Raw genomic sequence first — 14,653 nt, forward strand, 5'->3', positions numbered from 1 at the left:
CACGGGAAACGACCATGGCGAGAGAGAAACTGAGCAGTGAGGCGGTCGCCGAGGCGCTGGCCGGGCTCGACGGCTGGTCGCTGGCCGAGGATGGCGGCTCGATCGCGCGCAGCTTCACCTTCAGCGATTTTTCCGAAGCCTTCGCCTTCATGACCCGCGTCGCTCTGGCGGCGGAGAAGATCGACCATCACCCCGACTGGTCGAACGTCTACAACACCGTGAACGTGACGCTGAACACCCATGATGCCGGCGGCCTGACCGCGCTCGACTTCGAACTGGCTAGGACGATGAACCGCTATTTCGGTCAGGTCGTTGGAGATCTGTCGACGCGGTAGCCCCGATTTTCAGGCCGGGGAACGGCCGAGCTCTTGTAGTGGACTGGAGCTTTCACCACATTTTCCGCTGGCAGGCGCGCGTGGAACGCCATGCGTAGCCTCGTTAGGAGAGACTGATGGCGCAAAAATCAGGTTTTGATTTCTTCGGCTTTGGCGGCAAGCCGGGCGACGAGGTGGAAGTGCGCGAGAAATTCTGGCGCACGGCCAAGCGGGCTGCCCGGCAGATCCCGTTCATGGAAGAGCTGGTCGCCGCCTATTACTGCGCCATGGACAAGAACACGCCGCTGCGCGCCAAGGGCATCCTGGTGGCGGCGCTCGGCTATTTCGTGCTGCCGGCTGACGTCATCCCCGACTTCGTCTTCGGACTGGGCTTTACCGACGACATCGCCGTGCTGACCGCCGCGATCACCACCGTCAAAGCCCACATCACATCAGCGCATCGGCTCGCCGCCAAGCAGGCGATTGCCGACAACGGCTGAGCCGTCGATAAGGCAGAAAAGTCAAACTCTTGCCGCTTTCGTGGCATCCAAGTCGCGAAAGGGACGTTGCAACTGCCGCTTTCGAGCGACGGGCGCAAGGATGGCGGCGGTTTCCTGGGGTGGATGTCCTTTTCCCAAAGGAAGTTCACCGTTTGGTAACCCAGATTAAATCAAAATGAAGCGACGGGCAGGACGCTGAGCCGGCCTGCCTCCGCACCATATATGGGAAAAGCGATGCGCGGATTGATTGCTACAATTTCGAGCCTGGCACTGGTGGCCATGACAGCGCCGGCTCTGGCGCAGTCGGCAACCAAGATCGGCCAGCACAATGCCTGGGGCACCTACAGCTACCAGGCGTCGGGCGGCAAGGTTTGCTATGTGCTGACCGTGCCGACCGACAAGCAGCCGCCGACGCTTGACCATGGCGACATGTTCTTCTTCGTCAGCCAGCGGCCGGGACAGCAAGTGTCTTACGAGCCGCAATTCATCGCCGGCTACAATTTCCAGGAAAACTCCAAGGCCACCGTCACCATCGACGGCAAGAGCTTTTCGATGTTCACCCGTGGCAAGTCGGCCTGGGTCGAAAACGCCGCCGAGGAGCCGGTGCTGATCGCCGCGATGAAGACTGGCAGCGACATGAAGGTGCAGGCGAAGTCCGGCCGCGGCAACACCACGACCTATGTCTTTTCGCTGAAAGGCATTTCGGCGGCGCTGTCGTCCATCGCCAGGTGCAAATAGCCAAAGCCGGGCTTGAATGAGCGGCCGGGCCGTGCCTGGCGCGGCTCTCGCTTCTCCCCTTGTTGTGGGAGAAGGTAAAGATCGCCCCTGCATGACTCCGCCGTAAAGCTGTGCTATGCGCCGCGCTTCATTTCGGGCACGATGCTGTAATCGGCCGTAAATCGCTTATATTGGCGCAACAATGACCCTTTCATTCGACCTTACCACCGAGGGCGCCCGTGATGCGTTGCGCGCCCGCGCCACGCCGGCCGAAAAACCCTCGCTGATCGGCCTGACCCGGGCCGAGCTTGGCGCTGCCCTCGTTGCATCAGGCATCGTGCCCGAGCGCCAGGCCAGGATGCGCGCCCAGCAGCTCTGGCACTGGATGTATGTGCGCGGCGTCTCCGACTTTGCCGGCATGTTCAACATCTCCAAGGATCTGCGCGCCGAGCTCGGCAAGCATTTTACCGTCGCCAGGCCCGAGATCGTCGAGGAGCAGATTTCCTCCGACGGCACGCGCAAATGGCTGTTTCGCTTTCCGCCGCGCGGTGCCGGCCGGCCGGTCGAGATCGAAACCGTCTACATTCCCGAAGAAGGCCGCGGCACGCTCTGCATCTCCTCACAGGTCGGTTGCACGCTGACCTGCTCCTTTTGCCACACCGGCACGCAGAAGCTGGTGCGCAACCTGACCGCAGAGGAAATCCTCGCTCAGCTACTGACCGCCCGCGACCGGCTCGGCGATTTCCCCGACCGCGACACGCCTGATGGCGCCGTCGTTCCGGCCGAGGGCCGGAAAGTGTCCAACATCGTCATGATGGGCATGGGCGAGCCGCTCTACAATTTCGAGGCGGTGAAGAAGGCGCTGCTGATCGCGTCCGACGGCGACGGGCTTTCGCTGTCGAAGAGACGCATCACGCTGTCGACTTCCGGCGTCGTGCCGGAGATCTTCCGCACCGGCGAGGAGATCGGCGTCATGCTGGCGATCTCGCTGCACGCCACCAACGACGATCTGCGCGACCTTTTGGTGCCGATCAACAAGAAATATCCCTTGAAAGAGCTGATCGCCGCCTGCCGCGCCTATCCCGGCCTGTCGAACGCCCGCCGCATCACCTTCGAATATGTGATGCTGAAGGACGTCAACGATTCGATCGAGGATGCCAAGGGGCTGATCAAGCTGCTCAAGGGCATTCCGGCCAAGATCAATCTGATCCCGTTCAATCCGTGGCCGGGCACCAACTACCAGTGCTCGGACTGGGAGACGATCGAGAAGTTCGCCGACTACATCAACAATGCCGGCTATGCCTCGCCGATCCGCACGCCGCGCGGCCGCGATATCCTCGCCGCCTGCGGCCAGCTCAAGTCGGAGTCCGAGCGCATGCGCAAGGTCGATCGGCTCGCCCTGGAAGCAATGATGATCGCGGGGCACGGCGAGGCGTGAATCGCCTTGTCGCCTACCTCATCCGCTTCGCCATCATCCTGATCGGCTATGGCGTCGCCGCGCTGGCCGCCAGCGCCTTCCTCAACATCATGTTTCTGGCGTCGCTAGGCTACACGCCGGAGCATGCGCAGCCGGCGGCGACCGCCTCGCTGTGGTTTTCTGTTCCCTTCGTTGCGCTGTTCGTCGCCTATTTCGCCTTCATGCCGGCAGCGGTGGCGATTCTCGTCTCGGAGATCCTCGGACGGCGCGACTGGCTGTTCTATGCGCTGGCGGGCGCAGCGGTCGCGGCGGTCTTCCTCGGCTTCGTCCACCAGACTGCCGACGCCAATTTCGAGATCACCGACCCGCGCGTCGTCGCTGCCGTGATCGGCAGCGGCATGGTCGGCGGCATTTTCTACTGGCTGAGCGCCGGGCGCTCGGCCGGAAGCTGGCGCCAAGCCGGAAGGTCTACTTCGCCTGGGCGGTCAGAATCTTGAGCGCAAAGGCCGAAAACACCCCGGCGAACAGATAATCGACGGCGCGCGTTACCCGCGGGCTTGCTTTCATCGCGGTCGAGAACTTTTCTGCCGCAAAGACCATCGGCGCTGTTACCGGGATCGACAAAACGACGAACATCGCCCCGAGGAAGAACAGCTTTCCAGGCGCGTTAGGATCATGGGCCGAGACGAACTGCGGCAGGAAGGTCATGAAGAACAGGATGATCTTCGGGTTGAGCAGATTGACGCCGAGCCCTGCCGCCCAGGCGCGAAACAGTGAAATCTCCGGCCCGCTTTTCTTCTCGGGTGAGAACGCCGATCCCTTGGTGATCGCCTGCCACGCCAGGAAGACGAGATAGCCGGCGCCGAAGATCTTCAGGGCCAGGAAAGACATCGGCGAGGCGACGATCAGCGCCGAGATGCCGACCACCACCAGCGTGGTGTGGATCAGCGTACCGAACAGCGCGCCGGCCATCGAGGCAAAGCCGGTGGCGCGGCCATGGCTCAGCGTGCGCGACACGAACAGCGTCATGTCGGGCCCCGGCGTGATCGCCAGGATCACGGTGGCGATGGCGAACTGGATCAGCGTGGTGGTGTCGGGAATGAAGGACATCTGCGGCCCCTGGATAAAGTAAGGCGCAGCCTATAGCGCAGGTGCCTTGTAGACGCCAGCTTCTCGCCAGCGCGGCGTCTGATCTAGCGAGTCGAAACAGCGATGTCCGTTGGTAGTTGGCGAAGGCGCAGCGACATCCGATCTCCCCCTTGCGGCCCTTGCGGGGGAGATCGGCAGCTTCGCCGGCGGCCTGATCACCGTTCGTCTCTTGCGCAGCCCGGAAAGGCCGTGATACCTCGCCCGAGAAGAACCCTGTCGCGGAACAGCCAAATGTCGAAAGCAAAAACCGTCAAGAAGGTCGTGCTCGCCTATTCCGGCGGCCTTGACACTTCCATCATCCTGAAATGGCTGAAGACCGAGCTTGGCGCCGAGGTGGTCACCTTCACCGCCGATCTCGGCCAGGGCGGCGAGTTGGAGCCGGCGCGGCGCAAGGCCGAGATGATGGGCATCAAGGACATCCGCATCATGGATGTCCGCGAGGAGTTCGTTTCCGACTTCGTCTTCCCGATGTTTCGCGCCAATGCCGTCTATGAAGGCACCTATTTGCTCGGCACCTCGATCGCCCGCCCGCTGATTTCCAAGCACCTGGTCGAGATCGCAAAAGAAACCGGCGCCGATGCGATTGCGCATGGCGCCACCGGCAAGGGCAACGATCAGGTCCGTTTCGAGCTTTCGGCCTATGCGCTTCATCCCGACATCAAGGTCATCGCGCCATGGCGCGACTGGTCGTTCAAGTCGCGCACCGACCTGATCAACTTCGCCGAGCAGCACCAGATCCCGGTGCCGAAGGACAAGAGGGGCGACGCGCCGTTTTCGGTCGACGCCAACCTGCTGCATTCGTCTTCCGAGGGCAAAGTGCTGGAAGACCCGTGGAGCGAGCCGCCGGAATTCGTCCATCAGCGCACCATCTCGCCGATGGATGCGCCGGACAAGGTCACCGAGATCGAAATCGAATTCCTGAAGGGCGATCCGATCGCGCTCGACGGCAAAAAACTGTCGCCGGCGACGATGCTGGCCGCACTCAACGATCTCGGCCGCGACAACGGCATCGGCCGGCTCGACCTTGTCGAGAACCGTTTCGTCGGCATGAAATCGCGCGGCGTCTACGAGACCCCCGGCGGCACCATACTGATATCAGCCCACCGGGCGATCGAATCGATCACCTTGGATCGTGGCGCCGCTCACCTCAAGGACGAGTTCATGCCGCGCTACGCCGAGCTGATCTACAACGGCTTCTGGTTCGCGCCCGAGCGCCTGATGCTGCAGGCGATGATCGACAAGAGCCAGGAAGACGTCGAAGGCATGGTGCGGCTGAAGCTCTACAAGGGCAACGTCATCGTCACCGGCCGCAAGTCGAAGAAGACGCTCTATTCCGACGCGCTGGTCACCTTCGAGGACGACCGCGGCGCCTACGACCAAAAGGACGCCGAAGGCTTCATCCGCCTCAATGCGCTGAGGTTGCGGACGCTGGCGGCGCGTAATCGTAAAAGCTAGCCAGATATCTAGAACCCGGCCAAAGCCGGATTCTTTGTTTGGATTCCTGCGGCGCACCCGTCGATCACCAAGTCGGCATGCCAGCGGTTAACCCGATTTCTCGCCATATGCCTTTACGCCTCTGACCAGATCGTTGATGAATGCCCTCCCCTTGTTGGTCAGCGCAAGTGAGCGCTTCCGGCGATCAGCGCCGAAACCGATGGTGATCATCTGGTGGCCACCGGTCATTTCCTGGTGGCCCTCACCCCAATAATAGGCATTGCGGGAGGCGGCGCCGGACTTGATGCCGACGTTCCTCTCAATGTCCTGAACCGAAATGTTCTCATGCCGTGCATTCGCCGCAGCTATTTCCAGTAGAGCCAAGATTGTTGAGACCTGCATCTTCGGATCGAACTGATTGAACCGCCGTAGCGCGTTCATGAGCGTGGTGAGCGCCTTCAAATCGAACATTTCGGTATCCATCGGTAGACTCCTTTCCCGTTAGGCCGCTATTGCCTCTCGCTGCGCAGATCGAATGCAAGGCCGACGTCCCGGCCTATAACGGTTTTGCACTGTCGATCCACCCCGTCTGGCCCATGGCCGGACGACACCTCTTCAGCTCAATATCGCCTGAAGAATATGCGAGGGAACCATGCGAATACTGATCTCCACCGGCTCGCCCTTCGAGAAGGCCGCTGGCTATTCACGCGCCGTGGTACAGGGCGACTGGTGTTTCGTTTCCGGAACGACCGGCTACGACTATACGACCATGTCGATGCCGGAGACGGTCGAGGCGCAGATGCGCAATTGCCTGGCGACGATTGCCAAGGCGTTGCAGGACGGCGGCTTCGAGATGGCCGATGTGGTGCGGGCGCATTACTACATCACCGACGCGGCTTTCGTCGACATCGTCTTTCCGATCCTCGGCGAGGCTTTTGGCGACATCAGGCCGGCGGCGACGATGATCGTCTGCCAGCTCAACAAGCCGGAAATGAAGATCGAGATCGAAGTGACGGCGCTCAAGCGCACGGCCTGAGCGCGGCGGCGCTGCAGAAGCTTGTGCGACGCCAGCGGGGCGCCAATGATCCGCCAAAGATGCTCTGAACCAAAAGCTTGCGCGCCAGCCGCTTGGCGTTTAGCAAGGCCGCGGCTCACGACAGCGCCGCGCGTCCTTTTGGACGCCCAAAGGACGCTGTAGAATTTTGGTTCTGCGCATGATCCTTTCCGAAATCGATTCCGATTTCATGCGCCACAGTTAGGACGGTTCCGATGGCTTCGAAAAATCTTCTCCTGCTCGCCGGCGACGGCATCGGCCCCGAGGCGATGGCCGAGGTGAAGAAGCTGATCGCCGCCATGAACGACACGCTCGACAGCGGTTTTGTCACCGATGAGGGGCTGGTCGGCGGCTGCGCCTATGACGCGCATGGCGCGGCGATTTCCGATGCCGACATGGCCAAGGCGATGGCTGCCGACGCGGTGCTGTTCGGCGCCGTCGGCGGGCCGAAATGGGATGCGGTGCCTTATGAAGTGCGCCCGGAAGCCGGACTGCTGCGGCTGCGCAAGGACATGGAGCTGTTCGCCAATCTCAGGCCGGCCATCTGCTATCCGGCGCTGGCGGCATCCTCCTCGCTCAAGCAGGAGGTGGTCGAAGGGCTCGACATTCTGATCGTGCGCGAGCTCACCGGCGGCGTCTATTTCGGCGAGCCGAAGCAGATCGTCGATCTCGGCAACGGCCAGAAGCGCGGCATCGACACCCAGGTCTACGACACGTTCGAGATCGAGCGCATCTCGGGCGTCGCCTTCGAACTGGCACGGACGCGCAAGAACCACGTCACCTCGATGGAAAAGCGCAACGTCATGAAGTCGGGCGTGCTGTGGAACGAGGTCGTCACGCAGACCCACAAGGCCAGATATGCCGACGTCAAGCTCGACCACATGCTGGCCGATGCCGGCGGCATGCAGCTGGTGCGCTGGCCGAAACAATTCGACGTCATCGTCACCGACAATCTGTTCGGCGACATGCTGTCCGACATCGCCGCCATGCTGACCGGCTCGATCGGCATGCTGCCGTCGGCGTCGCTCGGCGCGCCGGATGCCAGGACGAAGAAGCGCAAGGCGCTCTACGAACCGGTGCACGGTTCGGCGCCCGACATTGCGGGCAAGGGCATCGCCAACCCGATCGCCATGATCGCCTCCTTCGCCATGTGCATGCGCTATTCCTTCGGCATGGTCGCCGAGGCCGATCGCCTGGAAAGCGCCATCGCCGCCGTGCTCGACCAGGGCTTGCGCACCAGCGATATTCTTTCCCCTGGGATGACCGAGGTCGGCACCACTGAGATGGGCGACGCGATCATCGCCAGGTTCCTGGGCTGACCCTGTGGCGGTCGACGTCCGCCCGGCTTCCAGCCCCCTCAAAATCGCTGTGTCGAGCAGCTAGGCCCTGACGCCCACCGGCACCGGGCCCCACTGATTTTCACGGGCCTGCGTCGGGATCAGCGCGAAGACCAGGATGATCAGCCAGCCGATCGTCGGGATGAACACCACGAGGAAAAGCCAGCCGGTCAGGCCGATGTCGTGCAGGCGACGCACGTTCAGTCCGATCCAAGGCGGGATTGTCGCCAGCACAAACGCGCCGCAAAAGCCGACCGTCACTGCCGGCAATTCGTCAAGATGGCCCATGGCGTCGTCGATGAAGAGGCCAACGCCGACGACCACGATCAGCGCGATCGTCCAGAACAGGCAATAGCCCCAATATTCCTTGCGGCGGGCACGGCCGGAGAAATTGAAGTAATTGTCAGTCAGGCCCCGCCAGAAATAATCCCACAATCCGGCAGCCGAAGCGGGACGACTTTCAGCGAAACGGCCGAAATGTTGCGGCGCCACCGGCGCATTGCCGGTTTGAGACGGAGCGGCGGTTGCGGCAGGCGGACTGGCAGCCTGGGCACGGATCGAAAAAACGTCGCGTGCCCGTCCGCCAGCCGGCTGGAACTCGATAACCGTGCCCCTGCCTATCGTCGCCTCTCGGCGCAGATCCTCGCGCGCGAAGGTGTAACGGTTGCCGTCGACTCCGGTGATGAAGCCGAAACCTTGGTCCTCGTCGTAGTGAAGAACTTCGCCGCGCATGTCCTGCCCTCGTCCCGCTGGCCAGACTGTTCAAAGTTGCGGCAGACCGCAAGGGGTGCGGGCGCGGGAGCATCGCTTCAGACAAAAGATAGCGCGCCACTCGTGTTGAAGACCACCAATCGTCGGAGTCTGCGCCGCCCCTCATCGCCCTGCCGGGCACTTCTCCCCGTATAGTGACGGGGAGAAGGACGCTGTCATCGCCGGCCTCGCCAATCGCGAGCGTCGCGGAAAGAACGCCGAGGCTGCGGCCAGCGGTCTTCTCCCCGTTTACGGGGAGAAGGTGCCGGCAGGCGGATGAGGGGCGGCGCAGACCTGCATCGATTGCCTTGGCGAGGGACAGCCCCTTGCAGGCCATGACAAGCCAACGATGCCAGCAAATCGCTAAGCCGGCCGCTTCTTCGCTTTCTTGCTCTTGGCGGGTCCGGCCTTGTCGAATTTCGGCTTGCTCTGTTTCCCGGCCCAGGGTTTTGCCTCGAATGCGGCGGGGCGCTGATCGGCTGACGGTGCGCGCTTCTCGAATTTGGGCGCGTTCTGGTCGAACGTCCGCTTGCCGCGGTGCGGCTTCTTGTCCGGCCGTGGCTCCTGATAGCCGGCCCGCGACAGGTCGGGCGTGCCGTCCAGCCGCTTCACTGCGATGTTGTTCTGCAGCTTGCGGTCCGGGCCGATTGCCTGGAGAAACCGGTCGGCCCAATCCGCCGCGATCTGCACGAAGGTTTCCTCCGGCTGCATCTTGATGGCGCCGATCTCGCGCTTGGAGATGCCGCCGGTCCGGCACAGCATCGGGATCAACCAGCGCGGCTCGGCATTCTGCCTGCGTCCCACCGACAGCGAGAACCAGACGCTGTCGCCGAAGTCGTCGCGCCGGCCTGGCGCCTCGTCGCGACGGGTAGATCTATCGCCAGAGGGCCTGGCTCCCGACGGCGTGAACGGAGCGACGTCTAAAAGATCCTCGGGCGCCGAGCGGCTGGAGCGGCACAGACGCACGAAGGCGGCGGCCACCTGATCGGGGCCATGCTGCTCAAGAAGCGCATTGATGAAGCCGCGTTCATCATCCGTCACAGGCTCGCTGAAAACCGGGTCGGCGAGGATGCGCTCGTCGTCGCGGCGCAGGACGTCGTCGGCCGAAGGCGGGCTTGCCCATGTCGCCGCAAGGCCAGCGCTTTGCAGCAGCCGTTCGGTGCGCCTGCGGGCATTGTTGGGCACGATCAGCGCGCTGACACCCTTGCGTCCCGCCCGTCCCGTCCGCCCGCTTCGGTGCAGCAGCGTCTCCGGATTGGTCGGCAGGTCGGCGTGGATCACCAGTTCGAGGTTGGGTAGGTCAATGCCGCGCGCCGCCACGTCGGTGGCGATGCAGACTTTGGCGCGGCCGTCGCGCATCGCCTGCAGCGCGTGGCTGCGCTCGTTCTGGCTCAGCTCGCCCGAAAGCGCGACGACGGAAAAGTTGCGGTTGTTGAAGCGCGCGGTCAGGTGATTGACGGCAGCGCGCGTGTTGCAGAACACCAGTGCGTTCTTCGCCTCGTAATAGCGCAGCACGTTGATGATGGCATTTTCCCGGTCGGCCTGGGCCACGCTCAGCGCCCGGTATTCGATGTCGAGATGCTGCTTTTCCTCGCCGGCGGCCGAGATGCGCACCGCATCGCGCTGGTAGCCCTTGGCCAGCGTAGCGATGGAGCGCGGCACGGTGGCCGAAAACATCAAGGTGCGGCGCTCGGCCGGCGCGGCGTCGAGGATGAATTCCAGATCCTCGCGAAAGCCGAGATCGAGCATCTCGTCGGCCTCGTCCAGCACCACTGCCTTCAGTTCAGACATGTCGAGCGAATTGCGGGTGATGTGGTCGCGCAGCCGGCCGGGCGTGCCGACAACGATATGGGCGCCGCGCTCCAGCGTGCGGCGCTCGGTGCGCATGTCCATGCCGCCGACGCAGGACGCTATCGCTGCGCCGGTCAGTTCGTAGAGCCATTCGAGCTCGCGCGTCACCTGCAAAGCGAGCTCCCGCGTCGGCGCCACGGCCAGCGCCAGCGGTGCGGCGGCATGGGAAAAGCGCTCGGCGCCGTCGAGAAGGGTCGGCGCCAGAGCCAGCCCGAAGGCGACGGTCTTGCCGGAGCCGGTCTGGGCGGAAACCAGCGCATCGGCCTGCCCGAGCTCGAGTACCGCCTTCTGCACCGGCGTCAGCTCGACATAGCCGCGTTTTTCCAGCGCCTTTGCCAGCGCGGGGACAAATGCTTCGAAATTGGACATTTCACTCTTTCGGAATTCGGATTCTTTTATGCCCGGCAATGGGGCGGCGAGCGCCAGGAGCGCCACGAGCCAAACGATCCAATCGTTCGTACTTCGCGCCGCCGCCATTGTACAGGGCAAGCCGCCTCGCCCGCCGCGATTGACTCTTTACGCAAACCGCGTAAAAGCCGGCACCGAATGGGGTAGTTTCGATGCGCGGCCTTTTGATGGCGCTTCTTGCCTTCGACGTCCCCGGCCGCAATGCGAACCATTGGGCCGGGCGTTTCGGCGCGTCTGCTCGTTCCAGCAAAACCACGTTCTTGGCCAAAAAAACCGGTAAAACGACCACTAAGACGGTCTGATTCCCTTGGCCTAACCACCCTCTCCCGGGTCCGGCCCGGGGGTTGAAACCCGCATCGGCCGGCGGGTTTTCTCCAAAAAAACCGAGCGGAGAGGACAGGAGATTTCGATGAGTTTCAAGGCTGCAATCGTCGGCGCCACGGGCAATGTGGGTCGGGAAATGCTCAACATACTGGAAGAGCGCGGCTTTCCGGTGAGCGAGGTGGTGGCGCTGGCCTCGCGGCGCAGCCAGGGCACGGAAGTGTCGTTCGGCGATCGCACGCTGAAGGTCAGGGCGCTCGACCAATATGATTTTTCCGATACCGACATCTGCATCATGTCGGCCGGCGGCAACGTTTCGAAGGAATGGTCGCCGAAGATCGGCAAGCAGGGCTGCGTCGTCATCGATAATTCGTCGGCCTTCCGCTATGACCAGGACGTGCCGCTGATCGTGCCGGAAGTGAACCCGGACGCGATTTCGCTGTTCACGCGCAAGAACATCATCGCCAATCCGAACTGCTCGACGGCGCAGCTGGTCGTGGCGCTGAAGCCGCTGCATGACCTCGCCACCATCAAGCGTGTCGTCGTCGCCACCTATCAATCGGTGTCCGGCGCCGGCAAGGAAGGCATGGACGAGTTGTTCACGCAGACCCGCGCGGTGTTCGTCGCCGACCAGGTCGACGTCAAGAAGTTCACCAAGCGCATCGCCTTCAATGTCATCCCGCACATCGACGTCTTCCTCGACGACGGCTTCACCAAGGAAGAATGGAAGATGGTCGCCGAGACCAAGAAGATGCTCGACCCCAAGATCAAGCTGACGGCGACCTGCGTGCGCGTGCCGGTGTTCATCGGCCATTCGGAAGCGGTCAATATCGAGTTCGAAAAGCCGATCACCGCCGAGGAAGCACGCGAAATCCTGCGCGAGGCGCCAGGCTGCCAGGTTCTCGACAAGCGCGAGGACGGTGGCTACATCACGCCGCTGGACTCGGCCGGCGAGGACGCCACCTTCATCTCGCGCATCCGCGAGGATTCGACCGTCGACAACGGCCTGTCGATGTGGATCGTCTCCGACAATCTGCGCAAGGGCGCCGCACTCAACGCAGTGCAGATCGCCGAATTGCTGATCGAGCGCGGGCTGATCCAACCGAAGAAGAAGGCGGCTTGATTCTCGCTCACGGGCCGTATCGCCGCTGCCGCGGCGGGCCCTCCGCGGGGGCGCCGGACAACCGGCGGCCCGCAGTCGCGGGCTCGGCCTTCGGCCGTTAGCTCCCTTCTCCCCGTTCACGGGAGTGAGATGTGGTCCGCGAAGCGGACGGAAAGCCAATTGCTTGGCTTTCCGAACGACGAACGCCCGTAGCGATAGCGAAGGGCCGGGATGCCGGCAGGCGGATGACGGGCGGGACCGGCGTCTCAGATTAGGTCGCATCTGGCCGCATCACCTCTGGCTCTGCTCTGCCCTCAAACCGGCAAGACGACATTGCCATGTCGCTGGCGGCTGGGCTTGTGGGTGTATTGCGTCACACAATGGAACCGATCAGGATCATGGCCAGTCCGTGAAAGGGGTTTCGATGATCGTTCGCCCGCGCCCGGGATTCCTGCATCTGTTCTTCATCATGCGCGGCTCGGTGGTGCCGCGCATCCTGCCGCAGATCTTCGGCTTCGGCATCTATGGCGCGCTGGTGGTGCTGGCGGTCGGGGCGCTGGGGCTTGACCTCGGCAATGCCGGGCCGGCGCCGCTCGCCTTGCTCGGTGTGGCGCTGTCGATCTATCTCGGCTTCCGTAACAATGCCGCCTATGACCGCTGGTGGGAGGCGCGCAAGCTGTGGGGCCAGCTTGTCTTCGACATTCGCAATCTGGCGCGCGCCAGCACCGGGTTGATCGGGGATCGGGTCGAGCTGCGCGGGCTGTTGATGGAGGCGATCGCCTTCTGCCACTTCCTGCGCGGCCTTCTTCGGCGGGTCGATGCCACGAGCGACGCACGTGCGTTCATCGGTGAAGAGGCCGAAAGTGCTGCCAAGCTGGCCAACCCGCCAGATGCCATGCTGCGGCGGATGGGCGAGCGAGCCGCCGCGTTGTACAGGGCCGGCGCGATAGACGTCATGGGCTACCGCATCCTCGACGAGCGCCTGTCGCAAATCGCCGCAGCGCAGGCCGGCTGCGAGCGCATCATGGGAACACCGCTTCCGTTTGCCTACACGCTGCTGTTGCAGCGCACCGCCTATATCTTCTGCCTGCTGCTGCCGTTTGGGCTCGCATCGACTGCCGGCTGGGCGACGCCGCTGTTCACGGCGCTGATCGCCTACACCTTCTTCGGCCTCGACGCGCTTTCAGAGGAACTCGAGGACCCGTTCGGCACCGAGGCCAACGATCTCGCCCTCGACGGCCTGTGCCGCGTCTGTGAAATCTCGGTGTTCGAGGCGCTCGGCGAGGCGCCGCCGAAAATGATCCCTGCCGAAAAGTTCTATTTTTCCTGAGGGTTTGTTCCCGCGCTCATGGCAGGCGCCGTACGCTCAAAAGATCGTAGGCGTGTCGGATCGCCGCCTCACGCCGCGTCCTTGGTTCGACCCTCGCCAAGAGGGCTCGAAACAACCGGAGGACAATGACCATGTCTCAAACTGCATCCGTCACGCCGGGCGCGCTGTGGACCGGCCGCGGGCTCAGCGCCCTCATCGTGCTGTTCATGATCTTCGACGGCGTCATCAAGCTGCCGCCGCTCGATATCGTTACCCAGACCATGGTGCAACTCGGCTGGCCGGCCGATCCCGATGTCTCGCGCATGCTCGGCATCATCGGGCTGGTCTCGACCGCGCTCTATGCGGTACCGCGCACCTCGGTGCTCGGCGCCGTCCTGCTCACCGCCTATCTCGGCGGCGCCATCGCGACCCGCGCGCGTCTTGGCAGCCCGCCGTTCTCGCACACATTGTTCGGCGTCTATCTCGGCCTCATTCTGTGGGGCGGCCTTTTCCTGCGCAATCCCGAGGTGCGCGCGCTGATCCCGTTCAGCCGATAGCGGCGACGTCAAAAGCCTTTCGAGGGCGGTCGCGCCAGAGAGGGCGCTGTCTGCCGCCACCCTTCTTCCTTGTCCTTGGATCAAATCGCCCGGTTGCGAGTTAGACGATGTGGGGCGAGGACGGAAAACCCCCTTTTGGGAGGAGCGACGATGAAGAAACTGGTAGTCCTGATGGTATTGGCAACTTCGCTCGCAGCCTGTTCCCGGACAGAACAGGGCGCCGCGGTCGGTGGCCTGGGTGGCGCTGCTGTCGGCGCTGCCGTTGCAAATGACCCGGTGGAGGGAGCTGTTGTTGGTGGTGCTGTCGGCGCCGTCGCCGGCGCACTGATCGGTCGTGCTACCGAACCCGGCCGGTGCCGCTATCGCGATCGCTATGGGCGCGTCTACATCGCCCGCTGCCCGGCAGGCTATTGATCGGGCCGCGTCATGGCTC

General features: G+C 63.2%; 17 protein-coding genes. 13 read left to right on the forward strand and 4 right to left on the reverse strand.

The features are described from left to right. Positions 1-14: 14 nt before the first annotated feature. The 5 genes from AC0L16_RS19625 to AC0L16_RS19645 all read left to right on the forward strand — a co-directional run bounded on the left by AC0L16_RS19625 (position 15) and on the right by AC0L16_RS19645 (position 3,445). Complete coding sequence (locus tag AC0L16_RS19625; RefSeq protein ID WP_473622659.1) at positions 15-335, forward strand: 4a-hydroxytetrahydrobiopterin dehydratase; 321 nt, start codon at positions 15-17, stop codon at positions 333-335. A 116-nt stretch (positions 336-451) separates the two neighbouring features. Then, on the forward strand, positions 452-814 hold the full coding sequence (locus AC0L16_RS19630; RefSeq protein WP_473622660.1) for a YkvA family protein: 363 nt from the start codon (positions 452-454) through the stop codon (positions 812-814). 234 nt (positions 815-1,048) lie between these two features. After that, entirely contained in the window at positions 1,049-1,552 is a 504-nt protein-coding gene (locus AC0L16_RS19635; RefSeq protein WP_091592451.1) for an invasion associated locus B family protein, read from the forward strand. 181 nt (positions 1,553-1,733) lie between these two features. After that, on the forward strand, positions 1,734-2,969 hold the full coding sequence (gene rlmN, locus AC0L16_RS19640; RefSeq protein ID WP_473622661.1) for a dual-specificity RNA methyltransferase RlmN: 1,236 nt from the start codon (positions 1,734-1,736) through the stop codon (positions 2,967-2,969). Further along, the gene (locus AC0L16_RS19645) at positions 2,966-3,445 is read left to right on the forward strand and encodes a hypothetical protein (RefSeq protein ID WP_473622662.1); all 480 of its coding nucleotides are present in this window, start codon (positions 2,966-2,968) and stop codon (positions 3,443-3,445) included. Before rlmN ends, AC0L16_RS19645 begins: the two co-directional genes overlap by 4 nt. On the opposite strand, the gene AC0L16_RS19650 is transcribed toward AC0L16_RS19645, so the two are convergent. After that, positions 3,417-4,058: a LysE family translocator gene (locus AC0L16_RS19650; protein WP_473622664.1), complete on the reverse strand. Its 642-nt coding sequence runs from the start codon at positions 4,056-4,058 to the stop codon at positions 3,417-3,419. The two genes, AC0L16_RS19645 and AC0L16_RS19650, sit on opposite strands and share 29 nt — an antisense overlap. A gap of 270 nt (positions 4,059-4,328) precedes the next feature. On the opposite strand from AC0L16_RS19650, the gene AC0L16_RS19655 reads away from it, so the two are divergent. Further along, positions 4,329-5,552, forward strand: a complete 1,224-nt coding sequence (locus AC0L16_RS19655; protein ID WP_473622665.1) for an argininosuccinate synthase — start codon at positions 4,329-4,331, stop codon at positions 5,550-5,552. A gap of 87 nt (positions 5,553-5,639) precedes the next feature. On the opposite strand, the gene AC0L16_RS19660 is transcribed toward AC0L16_RS19655, so the two are convergent. Then, positions 5,640-6,014, reverse strand: coding sequence for a hypothetical protein (locus tag AC0L16_RS19660; RefSeq protein WP_473622666.1), 375 nt, complete (start codon positions 6,012-6,014; stop codon positions 5,640-5,642). A 169-nt stretch (positions 6,015-6,183) separates the two neighbouring features. On the opposite strand from AC0L16_RS19660, the gene AC0L16_RS19665 reads away from it, so the two are divergent. Next, positions 6,184-6,567, forward strand: coding sequence for a RidA family protein (locus AC0L16_RS19665; protein WP_473622668.1), 384 nt, complete (start codon positions 6,184-6,186; stop codon positions 6,565-6,567). A 233-nt stretch (positions 6,568-6,800) separates the two neighbouring features. Continuing rightward, complete coding sequence (gene leuB, locus AC0L16_RS19670) at positions 6,801-7,904, forward strand: 3-isopropylmalate dehydrogenase (RefSeq protein ID WP_473622669.1); 1,104 nt, start codon at positions 6,801-6,803, stop codon at positions 7,902-7,904. Positions 7,905-7,964: 60 nt separating this feature from the next. Here the strand turns inward: leuB and AC0L16_RS19675 are convergent, their stop codons facing one another. Together AC0L16_RS19675 and AC0L16_RS19680 are read right to left on the reverse strand one after the other, a co-directional pair. Then, positions 7,965-8,654 carry a DUF805 domain-containing protein gene (locus tag AC0L16_RS19675; RefSeq protein WP_473622671.1) on the reverse strand — a complete coding sequence of 230 codons (690 nt, stop codon included), beginning with the start codon at positions 8,652-8,654 and terminating at the stop codon, positions 7,965-7,967. A gap of 381 nt (positions 8,655-9,035) precedes the next feature. Then, the gene (locus AC0L16_RS19680) at positions 9,036-10,892 is read right to left on the reverse strand and encodes a DEAD/DEAH box helicase (RefSeq protein WP_473622673.1); all 1,857 of its coding nucleotides are present in this window, start codon (positions 10,890-10,892) and stop codon (positions 9,036-9,038) included. A gap of 191 nt (positions 10,893-11,083) precedes the next feature. On the opposite strand from AC0L16_RS19680, the gene AC0L16_RS19685 reads away from it, so the two are divergent. The 5 genes from AC0L16_RS19685 (at position 11,084) to AC0L16_RS19705 (ending at position 14,634) form a co-directional block, all read left to right on the forward strand. Beyond that, the gene (locus tag AC0L16_RS19685; RefSeq protein ID WP_287057073.1) at positions 11,084-11,233 is read left to right on the forward strand and encodes a hypothetical protein; all 150 of its coding nucleotides are present in this window, start codon (positions 11,084-11,086) and stop codon (positions 11,231-11,233) included. Between the two features lie 107 nt (positions 11,234-11,340). Continuing rightward, positions 11,341-12,375 (forward strand): aspartate-semialdehyde dehydrogenase, encoded by a 1,035-nt coding sequence (locus AC0L16_RS19690; RefSeq protein ID WP_473622674.1) that lies wholly within the window; start codon positions 11,341-11,343, stop codon positions 12,373-12,375. 403 nt (positions 12,376-12,778) lie between these two features. After that, positions 12,779-13,684, forward strand: a complete 906-nt coding sequence (locus AC0L16_RS19695; RefSeq protein WP_473622675.1) for a bestrophin family protein — start codon at positions 12,779-12,781, stop codon at positions 13,682-13,684. A gap of 125 nt (positions 13,685-13,809) precedes the next feature. Next, the gene (locus AC0L16_RS19700; RefSeq protein ID WP_473622677.1) at positions 13,810-14,220 is read left to right on the forward strand and encodes a DoxX family protein; all 411 of its coding nucleotides are present in this window, start codon (positions 13,810-13,812) and stop codon (positions 14,218-14,220) included. Between the two features lie 150 nt (positions 14,221-14,370). Continuing rightward, a complete protein-coding gene (locus tag AC0L16_RS19705) occupies positions 14,371-14,634 on the forward strand; it encodes a YMGG-like glycine zipper-containing protein (RefSeq protein WP_128245794.1) in 264 nt (87 codons plus the stop codon). Positions 14,635-14,653: the final 19 nt, after the last annotated feature.

The organism is Mesorhizobium sp. WSM4848 (genome assembly GCF_055811375.1).

What these genes read in the sequence shown, in the direction of transcription:
- AC0L16_RS19625 (WP_473622659.1), top strand. Translation starts at nt 15, where the DNA reads ATGGCGAGAGAGAAACTGAGCAGTGAGGCGGTCGCCGAGGCGCTGGCC.
- AC0L16_RS19630 (WP_473622660.1), top strand. Translation starts at nt 452, where the DNA reads ATGGCGCAAAAATCAGGTTTTGATTTCTTCGGCTTTGGCGGCAAGCCG.
- AC0L16_RS19635 (WP_091592451.1), top strand. Translation starts at nt 1,049, where the DNA reads ATGCGCGGATTGATTGCTACAATTTCGAGCCTGGCACTGGTGGCCATG.
- rlmN (WP_473622661.1), top strand. Translation starts at nt 1,734, where the DNA reads ATGACCCTTTCATTCGACCTTACCACCGAGGGCGCCCGTGATGCGTTG.
- AC0L16_RS19650 (WP_473622664.1), bottom strand. Translation starts at nt 4,058, where the DNA reads ATGTCCTTCATTCCCGACACCACCACGCTGATCCAGTTCGCCATCGCC.
- AC0L16_RS19655 (WP_473622665.1), top strand. Translation starts at nt 4,329, where the DNA reads ATGTCGAAAGCAAAAACCGTCAAGAAGGTCGTGCTCGCCTATTCCGGC.
- AC0L16_RS19660 (WP_473622666.1), bottom strand. Translation starts at nt 6,014, where the DNA reads ATGGATACCGAAATGTTCGATTTGAAGGCGCTCACCACGCTCATGAAC.
- AC0L16_RS19665 (WP_473622668.1), top strand. Translation starts at nt 6,184, where the DNA reads ATGCGAATACTGATCTCCACCGGCTCGCCCTTCGAGAAGGCCGCTGGC.
- leuB (WP_473622669.1), top strand. Translation starts at nt 6,801, where the DNA reads ATGGCTTCGAAAAATCTTCTCCTGCTCGCCGGCGACGGCATCGGCCCC.
- AC0L16_RS19675 (WP_473622671.1), bottom strand. Translation starts at nt 8,654, where the DNA reads ATGCGCGGCGAAGTTCTTCACTACGACGAGGACCAAGGTTTCGGCTTC.
- AC0L16_RS19680 (WP_473622673.1), bottom strand. Translation starts at nt 10,892, where the DNA reads ATGTCCAATTTCGAAGCATTTGTCCCCGCGCTGGCAAAGGCGCTGGAA.
- AC0L16_RS19685 (WP_287057073.1), top strand. Translation starts at nt 11,084, where the DNA reads ATGCGCGGCCTTTTGATGGCGCTTCTTGCCTTCGACGTCCCCGGCCGC.
- AC0L16_RS19690 (WP_473622674.1), top strand. Translation starts at nt 11,341, where the DNA reads ATGAGTTTCAAGGCTGCAATCGTCGGCGCCACGGGCAATGTGGGTCGG.
- AC0L16_RS19695 (WP_473622675.1), top strand. Translation starts at nt 12,779, where the DNA reads ATGATCGTTCGCCCGCGCCCGGGATTCCTGCATCTGTTCTTCATCATG.
- AC0L16_RS19700 (WP_473622677.1), top strand. Translation starts at nt 13,810, where the DNA reads ATGACCATGTCTCAAACTGCATCCGTCACGCCGGGCGCGCTGTGGACC.
- AC0L16_RS19705 (WP_128245794.1), top strand. Translation starts at nt 14,371, where the DNA reads ATGAAGAAACTGGTAGTCCTGATGGTATTGGCAACTTCGCTCGCAGCC.